At 72.5% G+C, this 23,376-nt stretch carries 22 protein-coding genes; 12 read left to right on the top strand and 10 right to left on the bottom strand.

The annotated features are described in order from the left end of the window. Positions 1-78: 78 nt before the first annotated feature. Positions 79-738: a pirin family protein gene (locus ACIRJT_RS22990; protein ID WP_403911915.1), complete on the bottom strand. Its 660-nt coding sequence runs from the start codon at positions 736-738 to the stop codon at positions 79-81. A 244-nt stretch (positions 739-982) separates the two neighbouring features. Here ACIRJT_RS22990 and ACIRJT_RS22985 point away from each other — a divergent pair, with 244 nt between their 5' ends. From ACIRJT_RS22985 to fabF, 5 genes are all read left to right on the top strand, one after another. Further along, a complete protein-coding gene (locus ACIRJT_RS22985; RefSeq protein WP_403911913.1) occupies positions 983-2,182 on the top strand; it encodes a PucR family transcriptional regulator in 1,200 nt (399 codons plus the stop codon). Positions 2,183-2,271: 89 nt separating this feature from the next. Continuing rightward, positions 2,272-3,186 (top strand): ACP S-malonyltransferase, encoded by a 915-nt coding sequence (locus tag ACIRJT_RS22980; RefSeq protein ID WP_403911910.1) that lies wholly within the window; start codon positions 2,272-2,274, stop codon positions 3,184-3,186. A 9-nt stretch (positions 3,187-3,195) separates the two neighbouring features. Next, positions 3,196-4,227, top strand: a complete 1,032-nt coding sequence (locus ACIRJT_RS22975; protein ID WP_403911907.1) for a ketoacyl-ACP synthase III — start codon at positions 3,196-3,198, stop codon at positions 4,225-4,227. Positions 4,228-4,290: 63 nt separating this feature from the next. After that, positions 4,291-4,539: an acyl carrier protein gene (locus ACIRJT_RS22970; protein ID WP_028439857.1), complete on the top strand. Its 249-nt coding sequence runs from the start codon at positions 4,291-4,293 to the stop codon at positions 4,537-4,539. A gap of 76 nt (positions 4,540-4,615) precedes the next feature. Continuing rightward, positions 4,616-5,878, top strand: a complete 1,263-nt coding sequence (gene fabF, locus ACIRJT_RS22965) for a beta-ketoacyl-ACP synthase II (RefSeq protein WP_403911905.1) — start codon at positions 4,616-4,618, stop codon at positions 5,876-5,878. A 110-nt stretch (positions 5,879-5,988) separates the two neighbouring features. Here the strand turns inward: fabF and ACIRJT_RS22960 are convergent, their stop codons facing one another. After that, complete coding sequence (locus ACIRJT_RS22960; protein ID WP_403911904.1) at positions 5,989-6,483, bottom strand: DUF3145 domain-containing protein; 495 nt, start codon at positions 6,481-6,483, stop codon at positions 5,989-5,991. Between the two features lie 400 nt (positions 6,484-6,883). Between ACIRJT_RS22960 and ACIRJT_RS22955 the strand changes: the two genes are divergently transcribed. Next, the gene (locus ACIRJT_RS22955; protein WP_403911902.1) at positions 6,884-7,792 is read left to right on the top strand and encodes an SGNH/GDSL hydrolase family protein; all 909 of its coding nucleotides are present in this window, start codon (positions 6,884-6,886) and stop codon (positions 7,790-7,792) included. A gap of 11 nt (positions 7,793-7,803) precedes the next feature. After that, a complete protein-coding gene (locus ACIRJT_RS22950) occupies positions 7,804-8,811 on the top strand; it encodes an aldose epimerase family protein (protein WP_403911899.1) in 1,008 nt (335 codons plus the stop codon). A gap of 31 nt (positions 8,812-8,842) precedes the next feature. Here the strand turns inward: ACIRJT_RS22950 and ACIRJT_RS22945 are convergent, their stop codons facing one another. From ACIRJT_RS22945 to ACIRJT_RS22930, 4 genes are all read right to left on the bottom strand, one after another. Beyond that, complete coding sequence (locus ACIRJT_RS22945; protein ID WP_403911897.1) at positions 8,843-9,451, bottom strand: LysE family transporter; 609 nt, start codon at positions 9,449-9,451, stop codon at positions 8,843-8,845. Beyond that, complete coding sequence (locus ACIRJT_RS22940) at positions 9,448-10,263, bottom strand: EI24 domain-containing protein (RefSeq protein WP_403911894.1); 816 nt, start codon at positions 10,261-10,263, stop codon at positions 9,448-9,450. The genes ACIRJT_RS22945 and ACIRJT_RS22940 overlap by 4 nt, the downstream gene beginning before the upstream one ends. 100 nt (positions 10,264-10,363) lie before the next feature. Beyond that, positions 10,364-10,792, bottom strand: coding sequence for an organic hydroperoxide resistance protein (locus ACIRJT_RS22935; RefSeq protein WP_403911892.1), 429 nt, complete (start codon positions 10,790-10,792; stop codon positions 10,364-10,366). Positions 10,793-10,893: 101 nt separating this feature from the next. Then, positions 10,894-11,913, bottom strand: a complete 1,020-nt coding sequence (locus ACIRJT_RS22930; RefSeq protein WP_403911889.1) for an NADP-dependent oxidoreductase — start codon at positions 11,911-11,913, stop codon at positions 10,894-10,896. 132 nt (positions 11,914-12,045) lie between these two features. Here ACIRJT_RS22930 and ACIRJT_RS22925 point away from each other — a divergent pair, with 132 nt between their 5' ends. Continuing rightward, positions 12,046-12,474, top strand: a complete 429-nt coding sequence (locus ACIRJT_RS22925; RefSeq protein WP_403911886.1) for a MarR family winged helix-turn-helix transcriptional regulator — start codon at positions 12,046-12,048, stop codon at positions 12,472-12,474. Between the two features lie 9 nt (positions 12,475-12,483). Here ACIRJT_RS22925 and ACIRJT_RS22920 read toward each other — a convergent pair whose 3' ends face one another. After that, a complete protein-coding gene (locus tag ACIRJT_RS22920) occupies positions 12,484-13,287 on the bottom strand; it encodes a hypothetical protein (protein ID WP_403911884.1) in 804 nt (267 codons plus the stop codon). A 124-nt stretch (positions 13,288-13,411) separates the two neighbouring features. Between ACIRJT_RS22920 and ACIRJT_RS22915 the strand changes: the two genes are divergently transcribed. The 3 genes from ACIRJT_RS22915 (at position 13,412) to ACIRJT_RS22905 (ending at position 16,818) form a co-directional block, all read left to right on the top strand. Further along, a complete protein-coding gene (locus tag ACIRJT_RS22915) occupies positions 13,412-13,981 on the top strand; it encodes a hypothetical protein (protein WP_403911881.1) in 570 nt (189 codons plus the stop codon). Between the two features lie 184 nt (positions 13,982-14,165). After that, positions 14,166-15,203, top strand: coding sequence for a rod shape-determining protein (locus ACIRJT_RS22910; RefSeq protein WP_403911878.1), 1,038 nt, complete (start codon positions 14,166-14,168; stop codon positions 15,201-15,203). Positions 15,204-15,252: 49 nt separating this feature from the next. After that, on the top strand, positions 15,253-16,818 hold the full coding sequence (locus tag ACIRJT_RS22905; RefSeq protein WP_403911875.1) for a GAF domain-containing protein: 1,566 nt from the start codon (positions 15,253-15,255) through the stop codon (positions 16,816-16,818). A gap of 27 nt (positions 16,819-16,845) precedes the next feature. Here ACIRJT_RS22905 and ACIRJT_RS22900 read toward each other — a convergent pair whose 3' ends face one another. Next, on the bottom strand, positions 16,846-17,277 hold the full coding sequence (locus ACIRJT_RS22900; RefSeq protein WP_097915856.1) for an Lrp/AsnC family transcriptional regulator: 432 nt from the start codon (positions 17,275-17,277) through the stop codon (positions 16,846-16,848). A gap of 127 nt (positions 17,278-17,404) precedes the next feature. Here ACIRJT_RS22900 and ACIRJT_RS22895 point away from each other — a divergent pair, with 127 nt between their 5' ends. After that, positions 17,405-18,628 carry a nitrate/nitrite transporter gene (locus tag ACIRJT_RS22895; RefSeq protein ID WP_403911873.1) on the top strand — a complete coding sequence of 408 codons (1,224 nt, stop codon included), beginning with the start codon at positions 17,405-17,407 and terminating at the stop codon, positions 18,626-18,628. A 71-nt stretch (positions 18,629-18,699) separates the two neighbouring features. Here ACIRJT_RS22895 and ACIRJT_RS22890 read toward each other — a convergent pair whose 3' ends face one another. Continuing rightward, positions 18,700-20,859 carry a ThuA domain-containing protein gene (locus ACIRJT_RS22890; protein ID WP_403911870.1) on the bottom strand — a complete coding sequence of 720 codons (2,160 nt, stop codon included), beginning with the start codon at positions 20,857-20,859 and terminating at the stop codon, positions 18,700-18,702. Next, a complete protein-coding gene (locus ACIRJT_RS22885) occupies positions 20,856-23,345 on the bottom strand; it encodes a PQQ-dependent sugar dehydrogenase (RefSeq protein WP_403911868.1) in 2,490 nt (829 codons plus the stop codon). The genes ACIRJT_RS22890 and ACIRJT_RS22885 overlap by 4 nt, the downstream gene beginning before the upstream one ends. Between the last annotated feature and the right edge of the window lie 31 nt (positions 23,346-23,376).

Raw genomic sequence — 23,376 nt, 5'->3', positions numbered from 1 at the left:
CCACTGTCCAGGTGGAGGCGTCCGGCAGGATCGCTGACCAGGCCGTCACTCTCCTTCGCGAGCGCCTCCGTGAGTGCCTCACCCCGCCAGCTCCCACACCAGCAGCTCCGCCGGCCCCGTCACCGCGACCGCCTCCAGGCCCTCCGCTCCGGTGATCCGGGCGGCGTCGCCGGGGCCCAGCTCCTCGTCGTCCAGGGCGACCCGCCCGCGCACCACGTGGACGTAGGCGCGCACCGCGTCGGGCACCGCGGTGCGCTCGCCCATGGCCAGGCGGCGGACATGGAGCATCGCGCCCGCGCCGGGCAGGGCGTACGGGGTGGAGTCGGCGATGCCGGGGACCACCGTGTACGAGGGTTCGCCGCCCTGCTCCAGGGGGGCCAGCCACATCTGGAGGAAGGTCAACGGGCCGGTGTCGTCGTTGCGTTCGACGTGGCGGACCCCGGAGGCGGCGCTCAGGTGGGCCACGTCCCCGGCGCGGACGACGGTGGAGTGGCCGGCCGAGTCGCGGTGCGTCAGCTCGCCCTCCACGACCCACGTGACGATCTCCGTATGGCTGTGCGGGTGTTCCTCGAAGCCCGCGCCCGGGGCGAGGCGCTCCTCGTTGCAGGCCAGGATCGGGCCGAAGCGGAGGTTGTCGGGGTCGTAGTGGGGACCGAAGGAGAGGGCGTGCCGGGTGACGATCCCGGCGGCCTCGTCCCCGCCCCGGTAACGGTCATCGGACCGGTGCACGGAAATCACCCGGCCACGGTAGCCCGGGGGCGCCCGCCGCAAGGTCGCGGGAGCGGGACGGTGGCGCGGCGGCATGCGGCCTCGGGAACGGGACCGGTCGCGCCCGCCGTACGGCCGCCGGAGCGGAGCGGTTGCGCCCGGCGTACGGCCGCCGGGGCGGAGCGGTTGCGTCAGGTGTTCGTCTACCCGCCGGTACGGGGCACCGTCGCCCCGGCCCATCGAACCACCGGCCCGATAAGGCAGTCTTGTCCTCGTGCCCCGACCCGATCCTGAGCAGCCCCCCGCCCACGACGCCCACCTGCACGCCGCGACCCTGAAACGGCTGGAGCAGTCCTCCGGCCGGCTGGCCGCGAACGCGATTGCCCGCATGGACGAATCGCTGCCGTGGTACCGGGCGATGCCTCCGGAGAACCGGTCCTGGATCGGCCTGGTCGCCCAGGCCGGCATCGCCGCGTTCACCGAGTGGTTCCGGCATCCCGAGACCCCGCAGGCCATCTCGACCGATGTGTTCGGCACCGCCCCGCGCGAACTGACCCGCGCCATCACCCTGCGGCAGACCGTGGAGATGGTGCGCACCACGATCGAGGTCATGGAGACCGCGATCGACGAGGTGGCCGCCCCGGGCGACGAGTCGCTGCTGCGGGAGGCGCTCCTCGTCTACGCGCGCGAGATCGCCTTCGCCACCGCTCAGGTGTACGCCCAGGCCGCCGAGGCCCGGGGCGCCTGGGACGCCCGGCTGGAATCCCTCGTGGTGAACGCGGTGCTCTCCGGCGAGGCCGACGAAGGGGCCGTGTCCCGGGCCGCCGCGCTCGGCTGGAACTCCCCCGAGCACGTGTGCGTGATCCTCGGCACCGCGCCCGACGGGGACAGCGAACTGACCGTGGAGGCTATCCGGCGCGCCGCCCGGCACGCCAAGCTCCAGGTCCTCACCGGCGTCCTGGGCAACCGCCTCGTCGTCATCGCGGGCGGCAGCGACAACCCTCTCCAGGTCGCGAAGGGCCTGATCGGGCCGTACGCCGCCGGGCCGGTCGTCGCGGGACCCGTGGTGCCGGACCTGCTGGCGGCGACCCGGTCCGCGCAGGCGGCGGCGGCCGGACTGAAGGCGTGCTCGGCCTGGCAGGACGCACCCCGGCCGGTCCTGGCGGACGATCTCCTCCCGGAGCGGGCGATGGCCGGAGACCCGGCCGCGCGGGACCAGTTGGTGGAGGAGATCTACAGACCGCTGGAAGAGGCCGGTTCGGCGCTGCTGGAAACACTGAGTGTCTATCTGGAGCAGGCGAGTAGCCTGGAAGGCGCCGCCCGGATGCTTTTCGTGCACCCCAACACCGTGCGCTACCGGCTGCGACGTGTGACCGACGTCACCGGATGGTCGCCCTCCGACGTACGCTCCGCGTTCACGCTGAGGATCGCCCTCATCCTGGGACGCTTGGCCGCAGCGGATCCTCAGTCCTAGACTTTTGTTGGACTTCAACAATTCCCCCGACGGTTCTTCGTCCCTGTCCCCACGGGCGTGCGGAGCCGTCCACAAGAGAGAGTGTGAGGGTGCTCGTACTCGTCGCTCCCGGCCAAGGCGCTCAGACGCCCGGCTTCCTGACTCCCTGGCTCGACCTCCCCGGTGCCTCCGACCGCATCGCGGCCTGGTCCGACGCCATCGGGCTCGACCTTGCCCACTACGGCACGCACGCCGACGCGGACGAGATCCGCGACACCGCCGTGGCCCAGCCGCTCCTGGTCGCCGCCGGACTGCTCTCGGCAGCCGCCCTGGACGTCTCGCCGTCGGTCGTCGCGGGCCACAGCGTCGGTGAGATCACCGCCGCCGCGCTCGCGGGTGTCATCGACGACGAGGCCGCGCTGCGCTTCGTGCGCACCCGGGGGCTCGGCATGGCCGAGGCCGCCGCGGTCTCCGAGACCGGCATGGCCGCCCTCCTCGGCGGCGACCCCGACGTAACGATCCCGCACCTGGAGAAGCTCGGCCTGACCGCGGCCAACGTCAACGGCGGCGGCCAGATCGTCGCCGCGGGCACCGCCGCCCAGATCGCCGCCCTGGAGGCCGACAAGCCCGAGGGCGTGCGCCGGGTCGTCGCGCTGAAGGTGGCCGGCGCGTTCCACACGCACCACATGGCCCCGGCCGTGGAGAAGCTGCGCGCGGCGGTCGGCGACCTCACGGTCTGCGACCCGACCGTGCGTTACGTTTCCAACGCCGACGGCCACACCGTGGCCACCGGCACCGAGGTCGTCGCCCGGCTGGTCGGGCAGGTCGCCAACCCGGTCCGCTGGGACCTGTGCATGGAGACCTTCCGGTCGCTGGGCGTCACCGCACTCGTCGAGCTGAGCCCCGGCGGCACCCTGACCGGGCTCGCCAAGCGCGCGCTGCCCGGTGTGAAGACACTCGCGCTCAAGACCCCCGACGACCTCGACGCGGCCCGCGCGCTCATTTCCGAGCACGCAGGCGCCTAAGGAGCGAGCATGTCGAAGATCAAGCCCAGCAAGGGCGCCCCGTACGCACGGATCCTCGGGGTCGGCGGCTACCGCCCGACCCGGGTCGTGCCGAACGAGGTGATCCTCGAGACGATCGACTCGTCCGACGAGTGGATCCGCTCCCGCTCCGGCATCGTCACCCGCCACTGGGCCTCCGAGGAGGAGACCGTGGCCGCGATGTCGATCGAGGCGTCCGGCAAGGCCATGGCCGACGCGGGCATCGATCCCGAGCAGATCGGCGCGGTCGTCGTCTCGACCGTCTCGCACTTCAAGCAGACCCCGGCCGTCGCCACCGACATCGCCCACAGGATCGGCGCGGGCAAGCCCGCCGCCTTCGACATCTCGGCCGGCTGCGCGGGCTTCGGCTACGGCCTCACGCTCGCCAAGGGCATGATCGTCGAGGGCTCCGCGGAGTACGTCCTCGTGATCGGCGTGGAGCGGCTCAGCGACCTGACCGACCTGGAGGACCGCGCGACGGCCTTCCTGTTCGGTGACGGCGCGGGCGCGGTCGTCGTCGGCCCCTCCGAGGAACCGGCCATCGGCCCGACCGTGTGGGGTTCCGAGGGCGACAAGTCGGAGACGATCAAGCAGACGGTGGCCTGGAACGACCTGCACATCGGCGACGTCTCCAAGCTGCCGCTCGACTCGAAGGGCGAGATCAAGTTCCCCGCCATCACGCAGGAGGGCCAGGCGGTCTTCCGCTGGGCCGTCTTCGAGATGGCGAAGGTCGCCCAGCAGGCGCTGGACGCGGCCGGGATCGCCCCGGAGGACCTGGACGTCTTCATTCCGCACCAGGCCAACATGCGGATCATCGACTCGATGGTGAAGACCCTGAAGCTGCCGGAGCACGTCACGGTCGCCCGTGACGTCGAGTCCACCGGCAACACGTCCGCCGCCTCGATTCCGCTCGCGATGGAGCGGCTCCTGGCGACCGGTCAGGCGAAGAGCGGCGACACCGCGCTCGTCATCGGCTTCGGGGCGGGTCTCGTCTACGCCGCGACGGTCGTTACCCTCCCCTAGGCACACCGGACCTTTTGGTCCGTACGCACGAACCCTGAAGAAACCCACCGAAGGAGCGCCAAGATGGCCGCCACGCAGGAAGAGATCGTCACCGGTCTCGCCGAGATCGTCAACGAGATCGCCGGTATCCCGGTCGAGGACGTCCAGCTGGACAAGTCCTTCACCGACGACCTGGACGTCGACTCGCTGTCCATGGTCGAGGTCGTCGTCGCCGCCGAGGAGCGCTTCGACGTCAAGATCCCCGACGAGGACGTCAAGAACCTCAAGACGGTCGGCGACGCCGCCGAGTACATCCTGAAGCACCAGGGCTGATCCCAGCCCGGCTGTGTCGCCACCCGGCGGTGGCGCCGCTGATTCACGACCCTCTACACGTGGAGAAGATTTTCCAGTGAACTCGACCAATCGCACTGTGGTCGTCACCGGTATCGGCGCAACCACTCCGCTGGGTGGCGACTCCGCATCGACCTGGGAAGGTCTGATGGCCGGCCGGTCCGGCGTCAAGCCTCTCGAAGGCGAGCGCTTCGCCGAACTGCCCGTCCGGATCGCCGCCCTCGCGGCCGTCGACCCGGGCGACGTCCTTCCCCGCCCGCTGGCCCGCAAGCTGGACCGCTCGGCGCAGTTCGCGCTGATCGCGGCCCGCGAGGCCTGGGCGGACGCGGGCTTCACCGCCAAGGCCGGCGAGGACGAGAGCATCGCCCCCGAGCGCCTGGGCTCGGTCATCGCCTCCGGCATCGGCGGCGTGACCACCCTGCTCGACCAGTACGACGTGCTGAAGGAGAAGGGCGTACGCCGCGTCTCCCCGCACACCGTTCCCATGCTCATGCCCAACGGCCCGGCGGCCAACGTCGGCCTGGAGGTCAACGCCCAGGCCGGTGTCCACACGCCCGTCTCCGCCTGCGCCTCGGGCGCCGAGGCGATCGGGTACGCCGTCGAGATGATCCGTACCGGCCGTGCCGACGTGGTCGTCGCCGGTGGCACCGAGGCGGCGATCCACCCGCTGCCGATCGCCGCGTTCGCCAACATGATGGCGATGTCCAAGAACAACGACCAGCCCGAGACGGCCTCGCGCCCGTACGACACCGGCCGGGACGGCTTCGTCCTCGGCGAGGGTGCGGGCGTCGTCGTCCTGGAGTCCGCCGAGCACGCCGCCGAGCGGGGCGCGCGGGTCTACTGCGAGGTGCTGGGCCAGGGCCTGTCGGCCGACGCCCACCACATCGCGCAGCCCGAACCCACCGGGCGGGGCATCGCCGCCGCGATGCAGAACCTGCTGGACTCCAGCGACCTCAAGCCGTCCGAGGTGGTCCACCTCAACGCGCACGCCACGTCGACGCCGCAGGGCGACCTCGCGGAGATCAAGGCGCTGCGCAAGGTGCTGGGCGACGACCTCGACCACGTCGCGATCTCCGCGACGAAGTCGATGACGGGCCACCTGCTGGGTGGCGCGGGCGGCATCGAGACCGTGGCGACGGTCCTGGCGCTGCACCACCGCATCGCTCCGCCGACCATCAACATCGACGAGCTGGACGAGGCGATCGACGCGGACATCGTGCGCGGTGAGCCGCGGGTGCTGCCCGAGGGGCCGATCGCGGCGATCAACAACTCGTTCGGATTCGGCGGGCACAACGTGGTGCTGGCGTTCCGGTCGGTCTGAGCCTGCCCTTGCGGCTGAAGCCCGCTTCCCGTTCGTCCGGGAGGCGGGCTTCCGCACGGTCAAGCCCCTCCGGCGATCGAGGAGCGGGGTCCGGGGCAGAGCCCCGGCAGCTAGACCACCTGGTGCAGCCAGCGAACAGGCGCGCCCTCGCCCGCGTGGCGGAAGGACTCCAGCTCGTCGTCCCAGGGCTTGCCGAGGAGGGAGGCGATCTCGGTCTCCAGGTCGCTCTCACCGCGCACCGACCGGGCCAGCGCGGCCCGCAGCCGGTCCTCGGGGACCAGGATGTCGCCGTGCATGCCGGTGACGGCGTGGAAGATGCCGAGGCCGGGGGTGGAGCTGTAGCGCTCGCCCTCGGCGGTGGGGCACGGCTCGGCGGTCACCTCGAAGCGCAGCAGGTCCCAGCCGCGCAGGGCGGAGGCGAGCTGCGAGGCGGTGCCGACGCGGCCCTTCCAGGAGAATTCGGACCGCCAGGTGCCGGGGGCGGCCGGCTGCCTGATCCAGTCCAGCTGGACCCGCACACCGAGGACGCCCGCCACGGCCCACTCGACATGTGGGCACAGCGCGCGCGGTGCGGAGTGCACGTACAGGACTCCACGTGTCGTCACCGGAACCTCCCGTGTGGGACGAGGTACGCCTTCCCCAGCGGCCTCGCGTCCGTACCGCCTCTTTCCGGCCGGCTCCCGAGGTTGTCATCAGTAAACAGCATCGGGAGTTAATCTCCTGAAAAGGGACAGTATGTGACGTGACGTAATGTACCGGAGCCGCCCGTGTGTGCGCGGGCGGGCGGGACGCCACTGGACCGACGGGGAAAAGCTACCGTGCGCCGGGGCCGTCCGTGTGACGTACCGTCGGTCTCGGGCCCCTGATTCGCCTGCTTTCACCCGGCAGGGCGTGCACCGCCCCGACCTGGGGATCATGTGCTTGCCGGGGGCATTTCCAGAGGCATAGGCCACTGGTTGACCGGAGGGGATCCGAGTGATGCCGGAGCGTGCGACACGCCCACGAATGCGTACCGTTGCCGCCGCCCTGACGGCGCTCTCCTGCGCCGGCGTCGCCGGGCTGGCCGGATGCTCCGCGGACGGGGCGGAGGGCGGCGTGTCGAGGAACGCGCCCGCGGCCACGCGCGGCGCCTCGCCGTCCCCTTCTCCCTCCCCCGCCCCGGACTGGAACCCGCGGCCCGCGTCGGTCGCGGCGGTCGGGGACTCGATCACCCGGGGCTTCGACGCCTGTTCGGTGCTGGCCGACTGCCCCGAGGTGTCATGGGCGACCGGTTCGGACGACGCGGTGCGCAGTCTCGCGGTGCGGCTGCTCGGCCCGGCCGGGGCGGCGGACCGCAGCTGGAACCACGCGGTGTCGGGGTCCCGGATGGTGCAGTTGCCCGAGCAGATGGCGCTGGCGGCGAAGGAGAGGCCGGAGCTGGTGACGGTGATGACGGGTGCGAACGACGCGTGCCGGGACTCGGTGCGGCTGATGACGCCGGTGGCGGACTTCCGGGCCTCGTTCGAGGCGTCGATGCGGCAGCTGCGGGCCGGGGCCCCGAAGGCGCAGGTGTACGTCTCCAGCGTGCCGGACCTGAAGCGGCTCTGGTCGACGGGGCGGGTGAACGAGCTGGGCAAGAAGATCTGGCAGCTCGGGATCTGCCGGTCGATGCTGGCCGACGCGGACGATCTGGGCCCGGCGGCCGTGGCCCGGCGGGACGCGGTGCGGGAGCGGGTGGTGGCGTACAACGGGGTGCTGCGGGACGTGTGCGCGAAGGACCGTTACTGCCGGTACGACGGCGGGGCGGTGTTCGACTTCCGCTTCACCGGGACGCAGCTCAGCCAGTGGGACTGGTTCCACCCGAGCCGCGACGGCCAGGCCCGGCTGGCGGAGATCGCCTACCGCAACGTCACGGCCCCCGAGCCGCCCGCGTAGGGTCGGTGACCATGACGACCAGCGCGGACACCGCCACGTACACGGAAGACTTCGGCCCTCTCGCGGACGGATCGCCGGTCGGCCGGTGGACGCTGGAGCGGGACGGGGTCCGGGTGCGGGTCCTGACCTACGGCGCGATCACGCAGTCGGTCGAGGCGCCGGGCCGGGACGGCTCCCGGGCTCAGGTGGCGCTCGGGCTGCCGGACGTCGCGGGTTACGAGAAGTTCCCGTCCCCCTACTTCGGCGCGGTGGTCGGGCGGTACGCGAACCGGATCGGGAACGCGTCGTTCGTCCTCGACGGGCGCACGCACCGCCTCACGCCCAATGAGGGCGGCAATCATCTGCACGGCGGGGCCAGGGGCTTCGACAAGCGGGTGTGGGACGCGGTGGCGGTCCCGGGCGGGGTGCGGCTGTCCCTGGTCTCGGCGGACGGGGACGAGGGGTATCCGGGGCGGCTCGACTTCTCGGTGACGTACACCCTGGGGCCCGGCGGGGCGCTGAGGCTCGACTACCGGGCGGTGACCGACGCCCCGACCGTGCTGAACCCGACGAGCCATCTGTACTGGAATCTGGCGGGCGCGGACAGTGGCAGCGCGCTCGGGCAGCAGCTGCGGATCGCGGCGGGACAGGTGACCCCGGTGGACGCGGCGTCGGTGCCGACGGGTGAGCCGGCGCCGGTGGCCGGGACCCGCTTCGACTTCCGGAGGATGCGTGCGGTGGGCGCGGGCTACGACCAGAACTTCGTGCTGGAGGAGGGGGCCCGGGAGGCGGACGGGGTCGCCGCCGAGCTGTACGACGCGGCGTCCGGGCGCTTGCTGACGGTGCGGACGACCGAGCCGGGGCTCCAGCTGTACACGGCCGACCACTTCGACGGGCGGCCGTTCGGTCCGTGTGCCGGGATCGCGCTGGAGACCCAGCACTTCCCCGACTCGCCGAACCGGCCGGATTTTCCTTCCACGGTGCTCCGGCCGGGCGAGGAGTTCGTCTCGCGCACCGAGTACGCGTTCTCGGTGCGCTGAGACCTCGTCCCCTCCTTCTTCGGCGCTCCGCTCAGCGGGCCAGGCCCAGCGTGACGCCGAGGCCGACCAGGACCGAGCCGATCGAGCGGTTCAGCGCCTTCTGGCGGCGCAGCATCGCACCGCGCAGCGTGGAGTGCGAGAAGAACAGCGCGACGAGGGCGAACCAGCCGAGGTGGGCGGCCGACATGAACAGGCCGTAACCCGCCTGCTGCCACAGGGCGGTGTCGGGCCCGACGACCTGGGTGAAGGTCGCGACGACGAACAGGGTCGTCTTCGGGTTGAGGGCGTTGGTCAGGAAGCCGCTGCGCAGCGCCCCGAACGGGGAGAGGCCCGGCCGGTCGCCCAGGTCGACGTCGAGGTCGGTGCGGGCCAGGAAGGTGCGCACCCCGATGTAGACGAGATAGGCGGCGCCCGCCAGCTTGACCGCGGTGAACAGGGCGGTCGAGGAGGCGATGAGCAGCCCGACGCCGAGCATCGTGTACGTGACGTGGACCAGGACGCCCGCCGCGACGCCGGTGGCCGCGAGGACGCCGGTGGTGCGCCCGTACAGATAGCTGTTGCGCACGACCATGGCGAAGTCGGCGCCCGGCGAGATGACCGCGAGGACGGTGATGGCGGCGACCGCCATCAGCTCGGTCACGCGGACCACGCCCGGGGGGCCGGCGCGTCACCGCTGTCGGCGGTGCCGGGCCCGGGGTCCGGGTCCGCCGCCGGGTCCGGGTCGACCAGGTCGCGGGCGAGGAGGGTGGCCCCCGCGACGGCTCCCGGCATCAGGAACACCGCGACCACGGGGATGAGGAAGGCCAGGGTCAGCGGGACGCCGAAGCCGAGCACCAGCATCCGGCGTCCGCGCAGCAGGACGAGGCGGTCCTTGAGGACCATGCCCCGGCGCTGGAGGGCCACGGCGGTCAGCTCCTCGGCCAGGAAGTAGCCGGAGACGCAGAAGCCGATCGCGGGGACCACGGTCTGCCCGATGACGGGGATGAAACCGCAGGCGAAGAGGGCGATGCCGTACAGGGCGACGCGCAGCAGGATGCGCACGGAGTCGCGGGCGGAGATCCACAGTTCCCGCCAGAGCGGCAGTCCGGACTCGGGGACCTCACCGCCCTCGCTGCGGTCGACCTCCTCGGAGAGCGACTCGTAGAAGGGCTGGCCGACCAGGAGGGTGACGGCGGTGAAGGTGATGACCGCGAGGAACAGGCCGAAGACGAAGACGAGAGCGGTCAGCCCGGTGCGCAGGAGCCCCTGCCAGGGCGAGGACCAGTCGTCGGCGAACGGGGTCGCCCAGCCCACGAGGTCGTCGGCTCCGTAGCCGAGTCCGATCAGAGCTCCGGCGTAGATGACGAGGGTGACGAGTCCGGGCAGCAGCCCGAAGCCGAACCATCGTCCGTGTTGGGCAACCCAGCGCTGCCCCTTCATCAAGTAGCCGAAACCCGCCCCGAGATCACTCATGGGCGTCAGCGTACTGGCGGGGAAAAGCGGTGAGGACCGCACCCCGGGGTGGGGATGCGGTCCTCACGCGCTGCTGCCTTCGACGGCGGCGGCGCTGTGGTCAGGCGACCGAGAGCGCGACGTTGACGTTGCCGCGGGTGGCGTTCGAGTACGGGCAGACCTGGTGGGCCTTCTCGATGAGCGCCTGCGCGGTGGCGGCGTCGACGTTCGGGATGGAGGCGCTGATCGCGACCTCCAGGCCGAAGCCGCCGGCCTCCGTCTTGCCGATCGAGACCGAGGCGGTCACGGTCGAGCCGGAGATGTCGGCCTTCTCCTGTCGGGCGACGACGCCCAGCGCGCCCTGGAAGCAGGCGCTGTAGCCGGCCGCGAAGAGCTGCTCGGGGTTGGTGCCCGCGCCGCTGCCGCCCATGGCCTTCGGCGGGTTGACGACGACGTCGAGCTGACCGTCGTCGGAGGAGACCCGTCCGTCGCGGCCGTTCTCGGCGGTGGCGACGGCGGTGTAGGCGACGTCGATCTTCTGGATGGTCATGATGTGAGGATTCCTCCTGTTGGTGCGCCGCGACTCGCGCCCACGGACCGCGACGGCCTGGGGACGAGCCTAACGCGTGATCGTGACCGGCAGGGGGCGGGTCAGACCAGCGAAACGATCATCTTCCCGGTGTTCTCGCCGCGCAGCAGCCCGACGAACGCGTCGTAGCCGTGCTCGATGCCCTCGACCGTCGTCTCCCGGTACTTCAGCTCGCCCGAGGCCAGCCAGCCGGCGACCTCCCGGACGAACTGGGGCTGGAGGTCGGCGTGGTCCCCGACGAGCACGCCCTGAAGGCGCAGCCGCTTGCCGATGATCAGCGCCATGTTGCTCGGGCCGGGGGTCGGCTCGGTCGCGTTGTACTGGGCGATCATTCCGCAGATGGTGGCGCGGCCGTGCACGTTGAGCGAGGAGATCGCGGCTTCCAGGTGATCGCCGCCGACGTTGTCGAAGTAGACGTCGATGCCGTCGGGGGCGGCTTCCTTGAGCTGGTCGCGGACGGGCCCGTTCTTGTAGTTGAACGCGGCGTCGAAGCCGTACTCCTCGGTGAGGAGCTTGACCTTCTCGTCGGAGCCCGCGGAGCCGATGACCCGGGAGGCGCCCTTGAGCTTCGCCATCTGGCCGACCTGGCTGCCGACGGCGCCGGCCGCGCCGGAGACGAAGACCGCGTCGCCCTCCTTGAAGGAGGCGACGTCGAACAGACCCGCGTAGGCGGTGAGTCCGGTCATACCGAGCACACCGAGGTAGGCGGAGAGCGGGGCGAGGTCGGGGTCGACCTTGACCGCGTGCTTCGCGGGGACGTCGGCGATCTCGCGCCAGCCGAGGCGGTGCAGGACGTGGTCGCCGACGGCGATGCCCTCGGCGTTCGAGGCGATGACCTCGCCGACCGCGCCGCCCTCCATGGGGTGGTCGAGCTTGAAGGGCGGGGTGTAGGACTTCACGTCGTTCATCCGGCCGCGCATGTACGGGTCGACCGAGAAGAACTTGTTGCGGACGAGGACGTGGCCCTCGGCCGGAGCGGCGACCTCGGCCTCGCGCAGCGCGAAGTCCTCGGCCTTGGGCCAGCCGTGCGGGCGGGCGACCAGGTGCCATTCACGGCTGGACGTGGGAAGTGCTGCAGACATGGGCTCGGGTTCTCCTCAATGTCATACGAAGGGGTGTGCTTCCGCGCCCGGTGACGCGAAAAGCTTCATGACATGAAACAACCATGCTCCTGAATATTTCATGATGTCAAGTAAATCGGTACGCTGTGACTCATGGCCACTCGCACAGACCCCCTGACCCTTGAGGTCGTCGAGCTCATCGGCGCCGTCGTGGCGCGCTATCACGAGGAGTACGACCGGGCCGCCGCCGAGCACTCCCTCACCGGGGCGCAGGCGCGGGTGCTCGGGCTTCTCTCGCTGGATCCCCTGCCGATGCGGAAGATCGCCCTCAGGCTGAAGTGCGAGCCGTCCAACGTCACCGGGATCATCGACCGGCTGGAGACCCGGGAGCTGGTCGAGCGCAGGCCCGATCCGGCCGACCGCCGGATCAAGCTGGCCGCCGCGACGGAGAAGGGCAGGCGCACCGCCCGCGAGCTGCGGGACGCGCTGGACTTCGCCCGGGAGCCGCTGTCCGGCCTCTCCGACGCGGAGCGCACGCTCCTGCGGGACCTGTTGCGCCGGATGCTGGGCAAGGCCGACTGACCGCCGCGCCTACGCGCACCACCACAGGAAGCGGGTGCAGGTCGGGGACGGCGTCGGGGCGGGCGTCGGTTCCACCGGGGGCGGCGGGGGCGCCGGCGCGGTCGTCGGGTCCCGCGGTTCGTCCGGCTCCGGCGGATCGGCGGGCGGGCTGTCGGGAGCGTCGGACGGGTCCGCTTCGTCGGGTTCCGGGGAGGCGGTGGGCTCATCGGTGACGGAGGCCTCGGGGCTCGGCGCCCCCGAGGGGCTACCGGCGCGCGTGCCTGCCGGTGAGGCGTCGGTCGCGGGGCCCGTGGTCCCCCCGGCCCGGGAGCCGACCGGGACGGGATCGCGGGGCTCGTCGGCGGACGACTCCTCGGGCGCGGCGCCGGACGGGCCGGACGGCGACTCCCGTACGTAGTCGGCGGCGGTGTCGCCCGGCCCGGGTTCCATGGCCAGGCCCGCCAGGCCCAGCGCGCCCGCCGCGAGGAGCAGCCCGAGGGCTCCGAGCAGGACGGTCCGGCCACGCCGACGCCGGCCGCCGCGGGGCCGCCGGCGCGAAGCGGGGCGGACGTCGAGGCGGTCACCGGACCGGCCTCCGGCACCGCGCCGGGCTTCCGGCCGGGCATCGCGTCGGGTGCCACGCCGGGCGTCGCGTCGGAGGCTTCCCACGTCGACCGGCGCGGCCGTCCCGTCCGGCGGCGCGGCCCCGTCCGACGCGTCACGCACGTCCGGCGCGGGCACGGCGAAGGGACCCAGTGCCTCGGCGGGCGTACCGCACCCGGCGCAGGCCAGGGCTCCGTTGAGATGCCGTCGGCACGGGTGGCAGTAATCCATGGCGCCCGCAGGTTAGGCGTCCGCGGAACAACGAGGGAAGCCGCACAGGTGAGGATCCTGTGACGAAGACCGGATCGTGGTGACGGCCGGTCCGATACGCCTGGCACGCGGGAGGATGGGCGGCATGACCGCTCCCGCCCCCTTCGGCCCCCTCCAGTTCCAGCTCGTCCTGCTGCGCCGGATGGCCGACCACCAGCCCGGTCTGGTCGAGGAGGCCCGGCACGAACTGAGCGCCTCCCTCGCCGACATGCGGGAGGCCAACCGCCGCTGGCAGGCCATGGCCCGGGCGCCGCGGGGGCGGGGGTCGCTGCGGCGCTACCGCTCGGTGCTCGGCGAACCGGAGGCGATCCTGCCGCGCCGGGTCGGGGACCTGGAGTGCGAGGCGCTGCTCTGGCCGGTGCCGCTCTGGCCCGACCTGCGGTTCGAGGTGACGGCCGGGCCCGGCGGGGCCGTGTGGAACGAGTGGCTGGTGCGGGCCCCGGGCGCGGCCGGGCCCGAGCCGGCCTCTCCGGACGCGCTGCTCCCGTGGTCGTGCACCGTGGACGAGGCGGCCCGCGCCTTTCCCCCGGCCCGGCCGATGGAGGGCAGCGCCCCGACCCGCTGGGCCCTGGCCGTCACCGACCCGGTCACCGGCCGGGAGCGGGTCGCGGAGTTCACCTGGGGCCTGTTCCAGCGGCTGCTGCCGAGCCGCTGACACCCAGCGGCCGCTCCCGGCCCGCCGCCCCGGAGGCCGCTTCCGGCCGTCGACCTGAGGAACCGTCAGCTCCGGCCCCCCTTACGGCGCAGCTCAGCGCGCGCGCCGGGCGGGAGAGCGCGACCATGCAAGGAGAGACCGGCTGCCGCCGGTGCCCCCATCCGCGCTCTCGGGAGAACTCGCCGTGACCGTCAGCCTTGAGCAGTTGCAGCGTTGCCACATCGCCGTCGATCTCGGGGCCGCGAGGACCCGGGTGTACGTCAAGGGGCTCGGGCTCGTCGTCGACGAACCGAGCGTCGCCGCCGTCAACACCCGTACCGGCTCCCTCATCGCCGTCGGCGCGCTCGCCGAGCAGATGACCGGCCGCACCCCCGACTACATCCGGGTGGCCCGTCCGGTCTCCGGCGGCACCGTCGTCGACATCGAGATGGCCCAGCGGATGCTGCGCCACCTGCTGGGCGACAAGCTCCGCCGCCAGCTGCGCCGCAAGCCCCGGCTGCGCGCCGCCGCCTGCACCCCGCACGAGGCCGACCCGCTGGCCCAGCGCGCCACGGTGGAGACCCTGGTCGGGCTCGGCGCCCGCCGGGTCGAGCTGGTGGACACCCTGATCGCGGCGGCCGTGGGCTGCGGGCTGCCGGTCGAGCAGCCGACCGCCACCATGATCATGGTCTGCGGGGCCGCCACCACGCAGATCGCGGTGCTCTCGCTGGGCTCGATCGTGACCGCCGTCCGGATCCCGGTGGGCGGCAACGCGATCGACGAGGCGATCATCCAGCACCTGCGCCAGCACCACGAGCTGCTGCTCCCGAGCCAGTCCGTGCGCCCGCTCCAGCTGGCGCTGCACGGCAACGGCCTCCAGCTGACCGGTCCCGCCCTCACCGAGATCCACGGCCGCGACGTGGCGACCGGTCTTGCCCGCTCGGTGCAGGTCGACACCGCCGCCGTACGGCAGGCCATCCACACGCCGCTCACCGCGGTGCTCGACGGGGTGGGCAAGGTGCTCCGCGACTGCCCGCCGGACCTGGTGGCCGACCTCGCCGACCGGGGCATCATGATGGTGGGCGGCAGCGCGCTGCTCCCGGGCCTCGACCAGATGCTGCGCGACGCGACCGGGATGCCGGTGCACATCGCCGAGCGCCCCGACGTCTGCTCGGTGCTCGGTCTGGGCGCGATGCTGGACGGCAAGATCCAGCCGATGGTCCTCAACCCGCTGGCGGGGTGAGCGCGTCGGCACGGACCGGGCGGTGGAACGGCCGGCGCGGACGGCCCGGATGAGGGGGCCCGTGGAGCCCGGCCCGTCCGAGCCCGGCCCGTCCGCCGTCGGGCGGCTGCCGATGCTCCTGGAGGCCGTCCTCAACGTCGGCAGCGACCTGGAGCTGGGCTCCACCCTCCAGCAGATCGTGGACGCCTCCACCGCCCTCACCGGAGCCCGCCACGGTGCGCTCGGCGTGCTGGACCCGGACCGGGACCGGGTCGAGGAGCTGTACACCGCCGGGATGACGGAGGCGGAGCGGCAGCACCTCGACCTCTTCCCGGACGACTCCTCCGGCGGGCCGGCCGCCCTGGTCGAGGAGGACCGGCGGGACCGTCCGCCCGGCCGTGCTCCGGCGCGGGACTTCCTCCGGGCGCCGGTCCTGGTCCGCACCGAGGTCTTCGGGCACCTCTGCCTCGCCGAGAAGCCGTCCGAGCCGTTCAACGACACGGACCGGGCCCTGTTGCGGGTCCTCGCCGCCCAGGCGGGCATCGCGATCGGCAACGCCCGGCTGTACGGGACGGCCCGGCAGCGCGAGCGCTGGATCGCGGGAGCGGCGGCCGTCACCACGGCCCTGTTGACCGGTACCGACGCGGCCGACGCGCTGATGACGGTGGCCGAGCGGGCCCGGGTGCTGGCGGGCGCGTCGGCCGGGGTGATCCTCCAGCCGACGGAGGAGGGCGGGATGGAGATCGTCTCCGCGTCCACGCCGGACGATCCGGCGGGCATCGTCGGCACGGTGATCGAGCCCGGTTCGGCGGTGCTGGTGCAGCTGCTCGGCGGCGAACCGGTCTTCATCGAGGACTCGGCCACCGATCCCCGGATGACCACCGGCGTACGCTCCCGATTCGGGCCGAGCATGATGCTGCCGCTGCAGAGCGGCGGGCGGCTCATCGGGACCCTCGCCCTGCCCCGGCGGCGCGGCGAGCGGCCCTACACGGAGATGGACAGGCTGCTGGCGACCCAGTTCGCCTCGCAGGCGGCACTGGCCCTGGTGCTGGCGGACGCGCAGGCCGACCGGGAGCAGCTCGCGGTGTACGAGGACCGTGACCGGATCGCCCGTGACCTGCACGATCTGGTGGTGCAGCGGCTCTTCGCCACCGAGATGATGCTGGAGTCGACCCGCCGCCGGGCCGCGTCGGACGAGGCCGGCGGCAGTGGGGAGGCGGAGGCCGGTGAGCTGCTGGGGCGGGCGGTGGACGAGCTGGACTCCACCATCCAGGAGGTCCGCACCGCGATCTTCGCGCTCCAGCAGCCGCCCGCCGGGGCCCCGAGCACCTTCCGGGGCCGGGTGCTGCGGGAGACCGGGGGCGCGGCGGCCCTGCTGGGCTTCCCGCCGTCGGTGCGGTTCGCCGGGGCGGTGGACGCGCTGGTGGGCGAGGAGACGGGGCGGGAGCTGCTGGCCGCCCTGCGCGGGGCGCTGGCCGCCGCGCACCGCAGGCCCGGGGTGTCGGCCATCGAGGTGGAGGTCGACGCCACGGTCCGGCTGCCGGACGGGCGGACCGGGGTGCGTTTGGTGGTCGCGGACGACGGGCGCGGCGAGGACGGCGGTCCGACGACGGTGACCTGGCAGGCCCCGGTCTGAGCCGGTCCGGCCCGGGGGTGCGGCGGCTCAGTGCTTCGGGGCGGCCCGCAGGGCGATCCGGGTGTTGGAGTGGGCGATGCCCGCCTCCCGTTTCAGCCGGCGCAGCAGCGTGTCCAGGGCTGCCGGGTCGGCGGCGGTGGCCCGTACGAGGTAGTCGTGGCCGCCCGTCACGTGCACCACCTCCGTGATGCCGGGCAGCATCAGCACCGAGCGCTCGAACTCCTCGTTCGTCGTGTCGAGGCGCAGGGTCACATCGATGAAGACCACCAGGCCCGAACGGGTGTCGGCGGCCGGGTCGACGATGACGGTGAAGCCCCGGATGACCCCGTCACGGCGCATCCGGCGGACGCGGTCTCCCGCCGCGTTGGCGCTGAGCCCCACGCGTACGCCCAGGTCCCGGTACGAGATCCGGGCGTCCTCCTGGAGAATGCCGAGGATTTCCCTGTCCAGCCGATCCATACCCCGATTGTCCCAGCTCATGGCGATATCGGCTGAGGAGAGGCCGAGGAGGGCCGGGGTGCCCGCCGTCGCCCGGTCGGCGCAGTCCGGCGGGCCGTGCGGCGCCCCGCGCCCTTGACTGGCTCGTGTGGACACCTCCGTCAAGCAGTCCCCCGAGCCGCCCGCCCCGGCGGCAGCCGCACCGCCCGCGGCCGCGTACCGCAATCTCGTCCTGGCGACGGTCGGCTTCGCGCTGACCTTCTGGGCGTGGAACCTGATCGCGCCGATGTCCGGGGACTACAAGGACCGGCTGGGGCTCAGCTCCTTCCAGCAGTCCTTCCTGGTGGCCGTGCCGGTGCTCGTGGGGTCGCTGGGCCGGATCCCGGTGGGGGCGCTGACGGACAAGTACGGCGCGAAGCTGATGTTCCCGCTGATCTCGGCGCTGACGATCGTGCCGGTGCTGCTGCTGATCCCGGCGAAGAACTCCTACGGGGCGATGCTCGCGGTCGGGTTCCTGCTGGGGCTCGGCGGGACGACGTTCGCGATCGGCGTCCCGCTGGTCAACTCGTGGTTCCCGCCCGCGAAACGGGGCTTCGCCCTGGGGGTGTTCGGGATGGGCATGGGCGGGGTGGCGCTGTCGGGCTACTTCACCCCGCGCATCACGAAGCACGGCGACAACCTGCCGTTCCTCGTGGTCGCGGGGGCGCTGGTGGTGTACGCGCTGCTGGCGGCCGTCCTGGTCAGCGACCACCCCGGCCGGAAGGTCCCCACGGACACGCTGACGCACCGGCTCGGTGAGGCAGGCAAGCTGCGGGTGACGTGGGAGCTGTCGGCGCTGTACGCGATCGGCTTCGGCGGCATCGTGGCGTTCGGGGTGTATCTGCCGACGTATCTGAAGACCTGGTACGAGATGTCGCCGACCGAGGCGGGCACCAAGGCGGCCGGGTTCGCCCTGGTCACGGTGGTCTTCCGGCCGATCGGCGGTTGGCTCTCGGACCGGGCGCACCCGGCGCTGGTGACCTCGGTGGCCCTGCTGCTGGCCGCGCTGATGGCGATCGTGCAGGCCTTCGAGCCGCCGCTGAACCCGGTCGGCACGATCGCGCTGCTGACCATGGCTGCCGGGCTCGGCACCGCGAGCGGCAGTGTCTTCGCCCTGGTCTCGCAGGTGACACCGCAGCCGAAGGTGGGCAGTGTGACGGGCATCGTCGGGGCGATGGGCGGGCTGGGCGGCTTCGTGCCGCCGCTGGTGATGGGTGCGATCTACAGCGCCAAGGACAGTTACGCGATCGGCTTCATGCTGCTGTCCGATCTGGCGCTGGCGGGGTGCGTGTACGCGTACGGGCGGATGCGGACCGTCCGGCGCGACGAGTGAGGCCCCCGGGCACGGAGGAACGGCCGCGTTCCCGCCGGAACGCGGCCGTCCGTGTGCGGGCTCCGGCGCGGCTAGCCGCGCTTGCGGAGCTGCTGTTCGAACCGGTCCGCCCAGTACGCGGTCCGGTCGAGGTAGGCCGTCTCGGCGGCCTCCCCGGTCCTGCCGTACGCCCCCTCGTAGGTCTCGTAGCCGTGGCCGGGGGGCGGGGTGGAGGAGGCCGGTTCGATGGAGCTGCCCTCGTGCCACTCGTTGAACGAGGTGACGGAGACCCAGGTGGGGTCGCCGCCGATGGCCGGGTCGAGGGCGTTGTTCCACTCCAGGTCGTAGGAGGCGCCGTCCTCGCGGTCCAGGGTGGGGGTGGTGTTGCCGGGGACGGCCCGGTCGTCGAGGTAGCCGGGGGCGACCGAGGGGGCCCAGACGAGTCCGTTGGCCTTGGCGTAGTCGCCCGCGGTCTTCCAGCCGGGGGCGGTGGCCCCGGCGATGCCGTCGTAGGTGTAGATCCCGCCGAAGTGGTCGACCTTGCTGGTGTCGGTGGTCTGGGCGAGGACGATGGCGGTGTCCTCGACGGCGTCCAGCGCCGACCAGTCCTGGATCCTCAGGCTCTCGAAGACGTAGTAGGCGTTGCGGTCGCCGTTCGCCGCGTCCCGGTAGAAGGCGGGGTGGTCGCCGAACTTCCCTTCCAGATAGGCGATGTCGTCGACGACGGACGCGGCGGTGCGCCCCCCGTAGGGCTCGATGTGCCAGGCGACCTCGATGCCGTGGCGGGCGGCGGCGTCCATGACGTCACCGGCGAGGGAGTCCTCGTACCCCCCTTGCCCCCACCAGCTGTAGACGATGACGCCCGCGCCGGACCGCTGGACCCACTTCATGTGCTGGCCGACGGCTCCGGCGATGTCCCCGGAGTCGTACGGGCCGAGCTTCGGGTAGAGGTCGGCGCCGATGGCGTCCGGCGGGGTGTGCCCGCCCTGCTGCCAGTGCCGCCAGCTCCCCGAGCCGTCGGGGGTGCCGTACCAGGGATAGTAGAAGAGGTGCACGTTGGACGAGCCCTCGTCCTCGGTGGCCGGGGCGCGGGTCAGGGTGATGCGGTCGACGTCGAAGAGGGCGCCCGCTCCCCCGGTGAACCGCAGGAACAGCGGGCCCGTCCCGGCGGTCAGGGTGGTGGTGACCTCGGTGAAGGTCTCCCAGCCGCCGGTCGGTGCGACGTCCGCCGAGCCGAGGAGCGGCCCGGTGGCGGAGCCGGAGCGGACCTCGATCGTGCCGCCCGCGCCGGCCGAGGAGACCCGGGCGGTGAGGGCGGTGGCCCCGGCGGTGTCGAGGGAGGAGTAGCCCGCCCAGTCGCCGTGGTCGATGTGGCCGAGGGTGGCTCCCCCGCTCGCCGAGCCGTGGGCGGCGCTCTGGACGCCGGAGGAGGAGGTGTACGCCTCCGCCTCGGCGCTGTCGCCTCCCGGGCCCGGACCGCCCGCGCCGCAGTCGGCCTCGACGGCTCCGGCCGCGTACTGGACTCCGCCCAGGAGGAGTTGGCGGAAGTCGGGGTCGGCGAAGGACTCGATGGTGTGGCCGAGTCCGGTGTAGAAGGAGCGGCCCTCCTGCTGCGGGTGGCACCAGGTGATGGGGTGGTCGCCGCCCATCTCGCCGCCGCTGTAGCTGGATTCGTCCAGGGACTGGAGTACGTGGACGTCCGAGCGGGGGTTGGAGCGGTAGTTGTACCACTCGTCGGTCCGCGTCCAGGTGTCGTCCAGGTGCGCGGTCGCCGGGTGGACGTGGTCCTCGGTGGTGAGGCGGGCCTCCTGGATCGCCGGGTGGCTCCGGAACCGGGCGCCGACGAGGTCCTCGTACTCCGGCCAGTCGTATTCGGTGTCGGCGGCCGCGTGCACGCCGACGAATCCGCCGCCGCCGTCGACGTACCCCTTGAGGGCGCTCTGCTGGGTGTCGTCCAGGACGTCGCCGGTGGTGGAGAGGAAGACGACGGCCTCGTACGCGGCGAGGTTCGCCGGGGTGAAGGCGGTCGCGTCCTCGGTGGCGGTCACGGTGAACTCGTGCGCCGTGCCGAGCTGTTGGAGGGCGGTGATGCCCGCCGGGATGGAGTCGTGGCGGAATCCGGCGGTCTTGGAGAAGACCAGGACCTGGTACGGGTCGGCTGCCGCCGCGCTCTGCACCCCGGGGCTCAGGAAGGCAGCTCCGAGGGTGAGGGCCACGGCGCAGGCGAGGCGGCGGACTCGGGATCGTCTCATCGGTGGTCCACCTGCGCTCCCTGCGTGTCGAACGTGAAGGCGTCCAGGTCGAAGAGGCTGCCCTGGCCCGTCGGGCCCTTGAAGACGAAGAACAGTTCGGTGGTGGTGGCGGGGGCGTTGTTCACGTCCGCCGTGACGTTCACGAAGTTCTCCCAGCCGCCGGTCGGGGCGACGGTGAGGGTGGACAGGAGCGTGCCGGTGGCGGAGCCGGCCCGCACCTCCAGGGTGCCGCCCGCGCCGCCGGAGGCGACCCGTGCGGTGATGGAGGTGGCGTGGGACAGGACATACGGCTTGAAGGAGACCCAGTCGCCGTTGTCCGTGTAGCCGACGGTCGCACCGCCCTCGGCGGGGCCGTGCGGGGCGACCTGGACGCCGTTCTGGGCGGCGAAGTGCTCGCCCTGGCGGTGGCGGGGCTGGAGGACGGAGTCGCTGTGCGTGGTGAGCCCGCCCGCGTCGGTGTACTCGGCGTCGAAGACCCCGTAGATGTTGGCGGCGGTGTCGTGCTCCCCGTCGACGGGGACGTCGATGGTGCCGGAGCAGCCGTTCTTCGAGGTGATCTGGTGGCGGTGGCTGTCATGGCCGAGGAGGTAGGTGACCTTGACCTTGGAGCAGTCGATCGTGCCGTCCTCGGGGTCGCTGACGCTCACGGTGAAGGGGACGGAGTCGCCGAAGGAGAACAGCGAGCCGTCCGCAGGGGTGTCGAGGGTGACGGTGGGCGCGCTGTTGCCCGCCGTCACGACCAGGCTCGCGGAGCCGGTGAGTCCTTCGGGGTCGGTGACGGTCAGGGTCGGGTTGAAGGTCCCGGCGGTGGTGTAGGTGTGGCTGGGGGTGGCGGCGGTGGAGGTGGCTCCGTCGCCGAAGTCCCAGGCGTAGGTGAGGTTTCCGCCCTCGGGGTCGGCGCTGCCGGCCGAGGAGAAGGAGACGGCGAGCGGGGTGGGCCCGGAGGTCCGGTCGGCGGCGGCCCTGGCGACCGGGGAGCGGTTGCTGCCCGCGAGGTGCTCGACGCGGTACAGGGCCTGGTTGTTCGCGCCGGTGCCGTAGTCGAGGACGTACAGCGCGCCGTCGGGTCCGAACGCGGAGTCCATCACCTGGGTGCCGGTCCACGGGAAGGTGTCGATGGTCCCGGGTGATCCGTCGGCCTTCACCTCGACCGGCTTGATCCACTTGCGGCCGTACTCGGTGGCGAAGAAGCGGCCGTCGAGGGAGGCGGGGAACTTCACCGCCGAGTCGAGGTTCGCGTCGAAGTCGTATACGGGTCCGGCCATCGGGGACTCCGAGCCGCCGCCGAATTCCGGCGGGGAGCCGGCGTCACCGGCGTACCGGATCCAGGCGGGCTGCGCCGGGGGCAGCGTGGCCTGGCCGGTGTTGCGGAAGGAGTTGTTGGCCGGGCCGGAGGCGCAGGTGTACTTCCCGGCCGACGGACCACTGGGGAAGGTGTACTCGCCGTACGTCTCCGTGGGCGTGTTGGTGCCCGTGCAGTACGGCCAGCCGAAGTTGCCGGGCCGGGTGACCCGGTTGAACTCGACCTGGCCGCTGGGGCCCCGGTTCGGGTCGGTGCCGCCCGCGTCGGGGCCGTAGTCGCCGATGTGGACGGCTCCGGACTTCTTGTCGACGGACATCCGGAACGGGTTGCGGAAGCCCATCGCGTAGATCTCGGGGCGGGTCTTCGCGGTGCCGGGGGCGAAGAGGTTGCCCGCCGGGATCGTGTAGCCGCCCTCCGCCGTGGGCTTGATCCGCAACAGCTTGCCGCGCAGGTCGTTGGTGTTGCCCGAGGACCGCTGGGCGTCGAACTGCGGGTTGCGGTTGGTGCGTTCGTCGATGGGGGCGTAGCCGGCCGACTCGAAGGGGTTGGTGTCGTCGCCGGTGGTGAGGTAGAGGTTCCCGGCGGCGTCGAAGTCGATGTCCCCGCCGACGTGGCAGCACTGGCCCCGGTCGCTCGCGACTTCCAGGACGACCTTCTCGCCGGCGGTGTCGAGGGTGCCGTCGGCCCTGAGGACGAAGCGGGAGAGGTTCAGATGCCCTTTCCACGCCTCGAAGTCGGCGGCGGAGCCGGTGGTGGGGGCGTCGCCGGGCGGGGTGTTCAGGACCGGCGAGTAGTAGAGGTAGACGAAGCGGTTCGTCGAGAAGCCCGGGTCGACGGCGATGCCCTGGAGGCCCTCCTCGTCGTGGGTGTAGACGTTGAGCTTCCCGGCGGTCCTCGTCGCCCCGGCGGCATCGGTCAGCCGGACCGTGCCGTCGCGGGCGGTGTGCAGCACGGACCGGTCCGGCAGCACGGCGAGCGACATGGCCTCGCCCAGCTCGGCCCCGCCCAGAGCGAGTTGGACCTGCTGGTAGTCGGCTGCGGGGATGTCGGCCGTGACGCGCGGGGCGCGGGCCTCTGGGTCGGCGGCGAGGGCCGGTCCCGCGGCGGGGACGGCGAGCGTGGCCGCGAGCAGTGCGGCGAGCGCGGTGGCGTATCCGGACCACCGTGGGGGTGCGGGTGACATGGTCGTTCCTTCCTGACGGTACGTGGGGTCC

It is taken from the genome of Streptomyces sp. NPDC102283, from assembly GCF_044766265.1.
In the GTDB taxonomy this organism is placed as follows: domain Bacteria; phylum Actinomycetota; class Actinomycetes; order Streptomycetales; family Streptomycetaceae; genus Streptomyces.
This window is presented reverse-complemented; position numbering and strand designations above follow the sequence as displayed.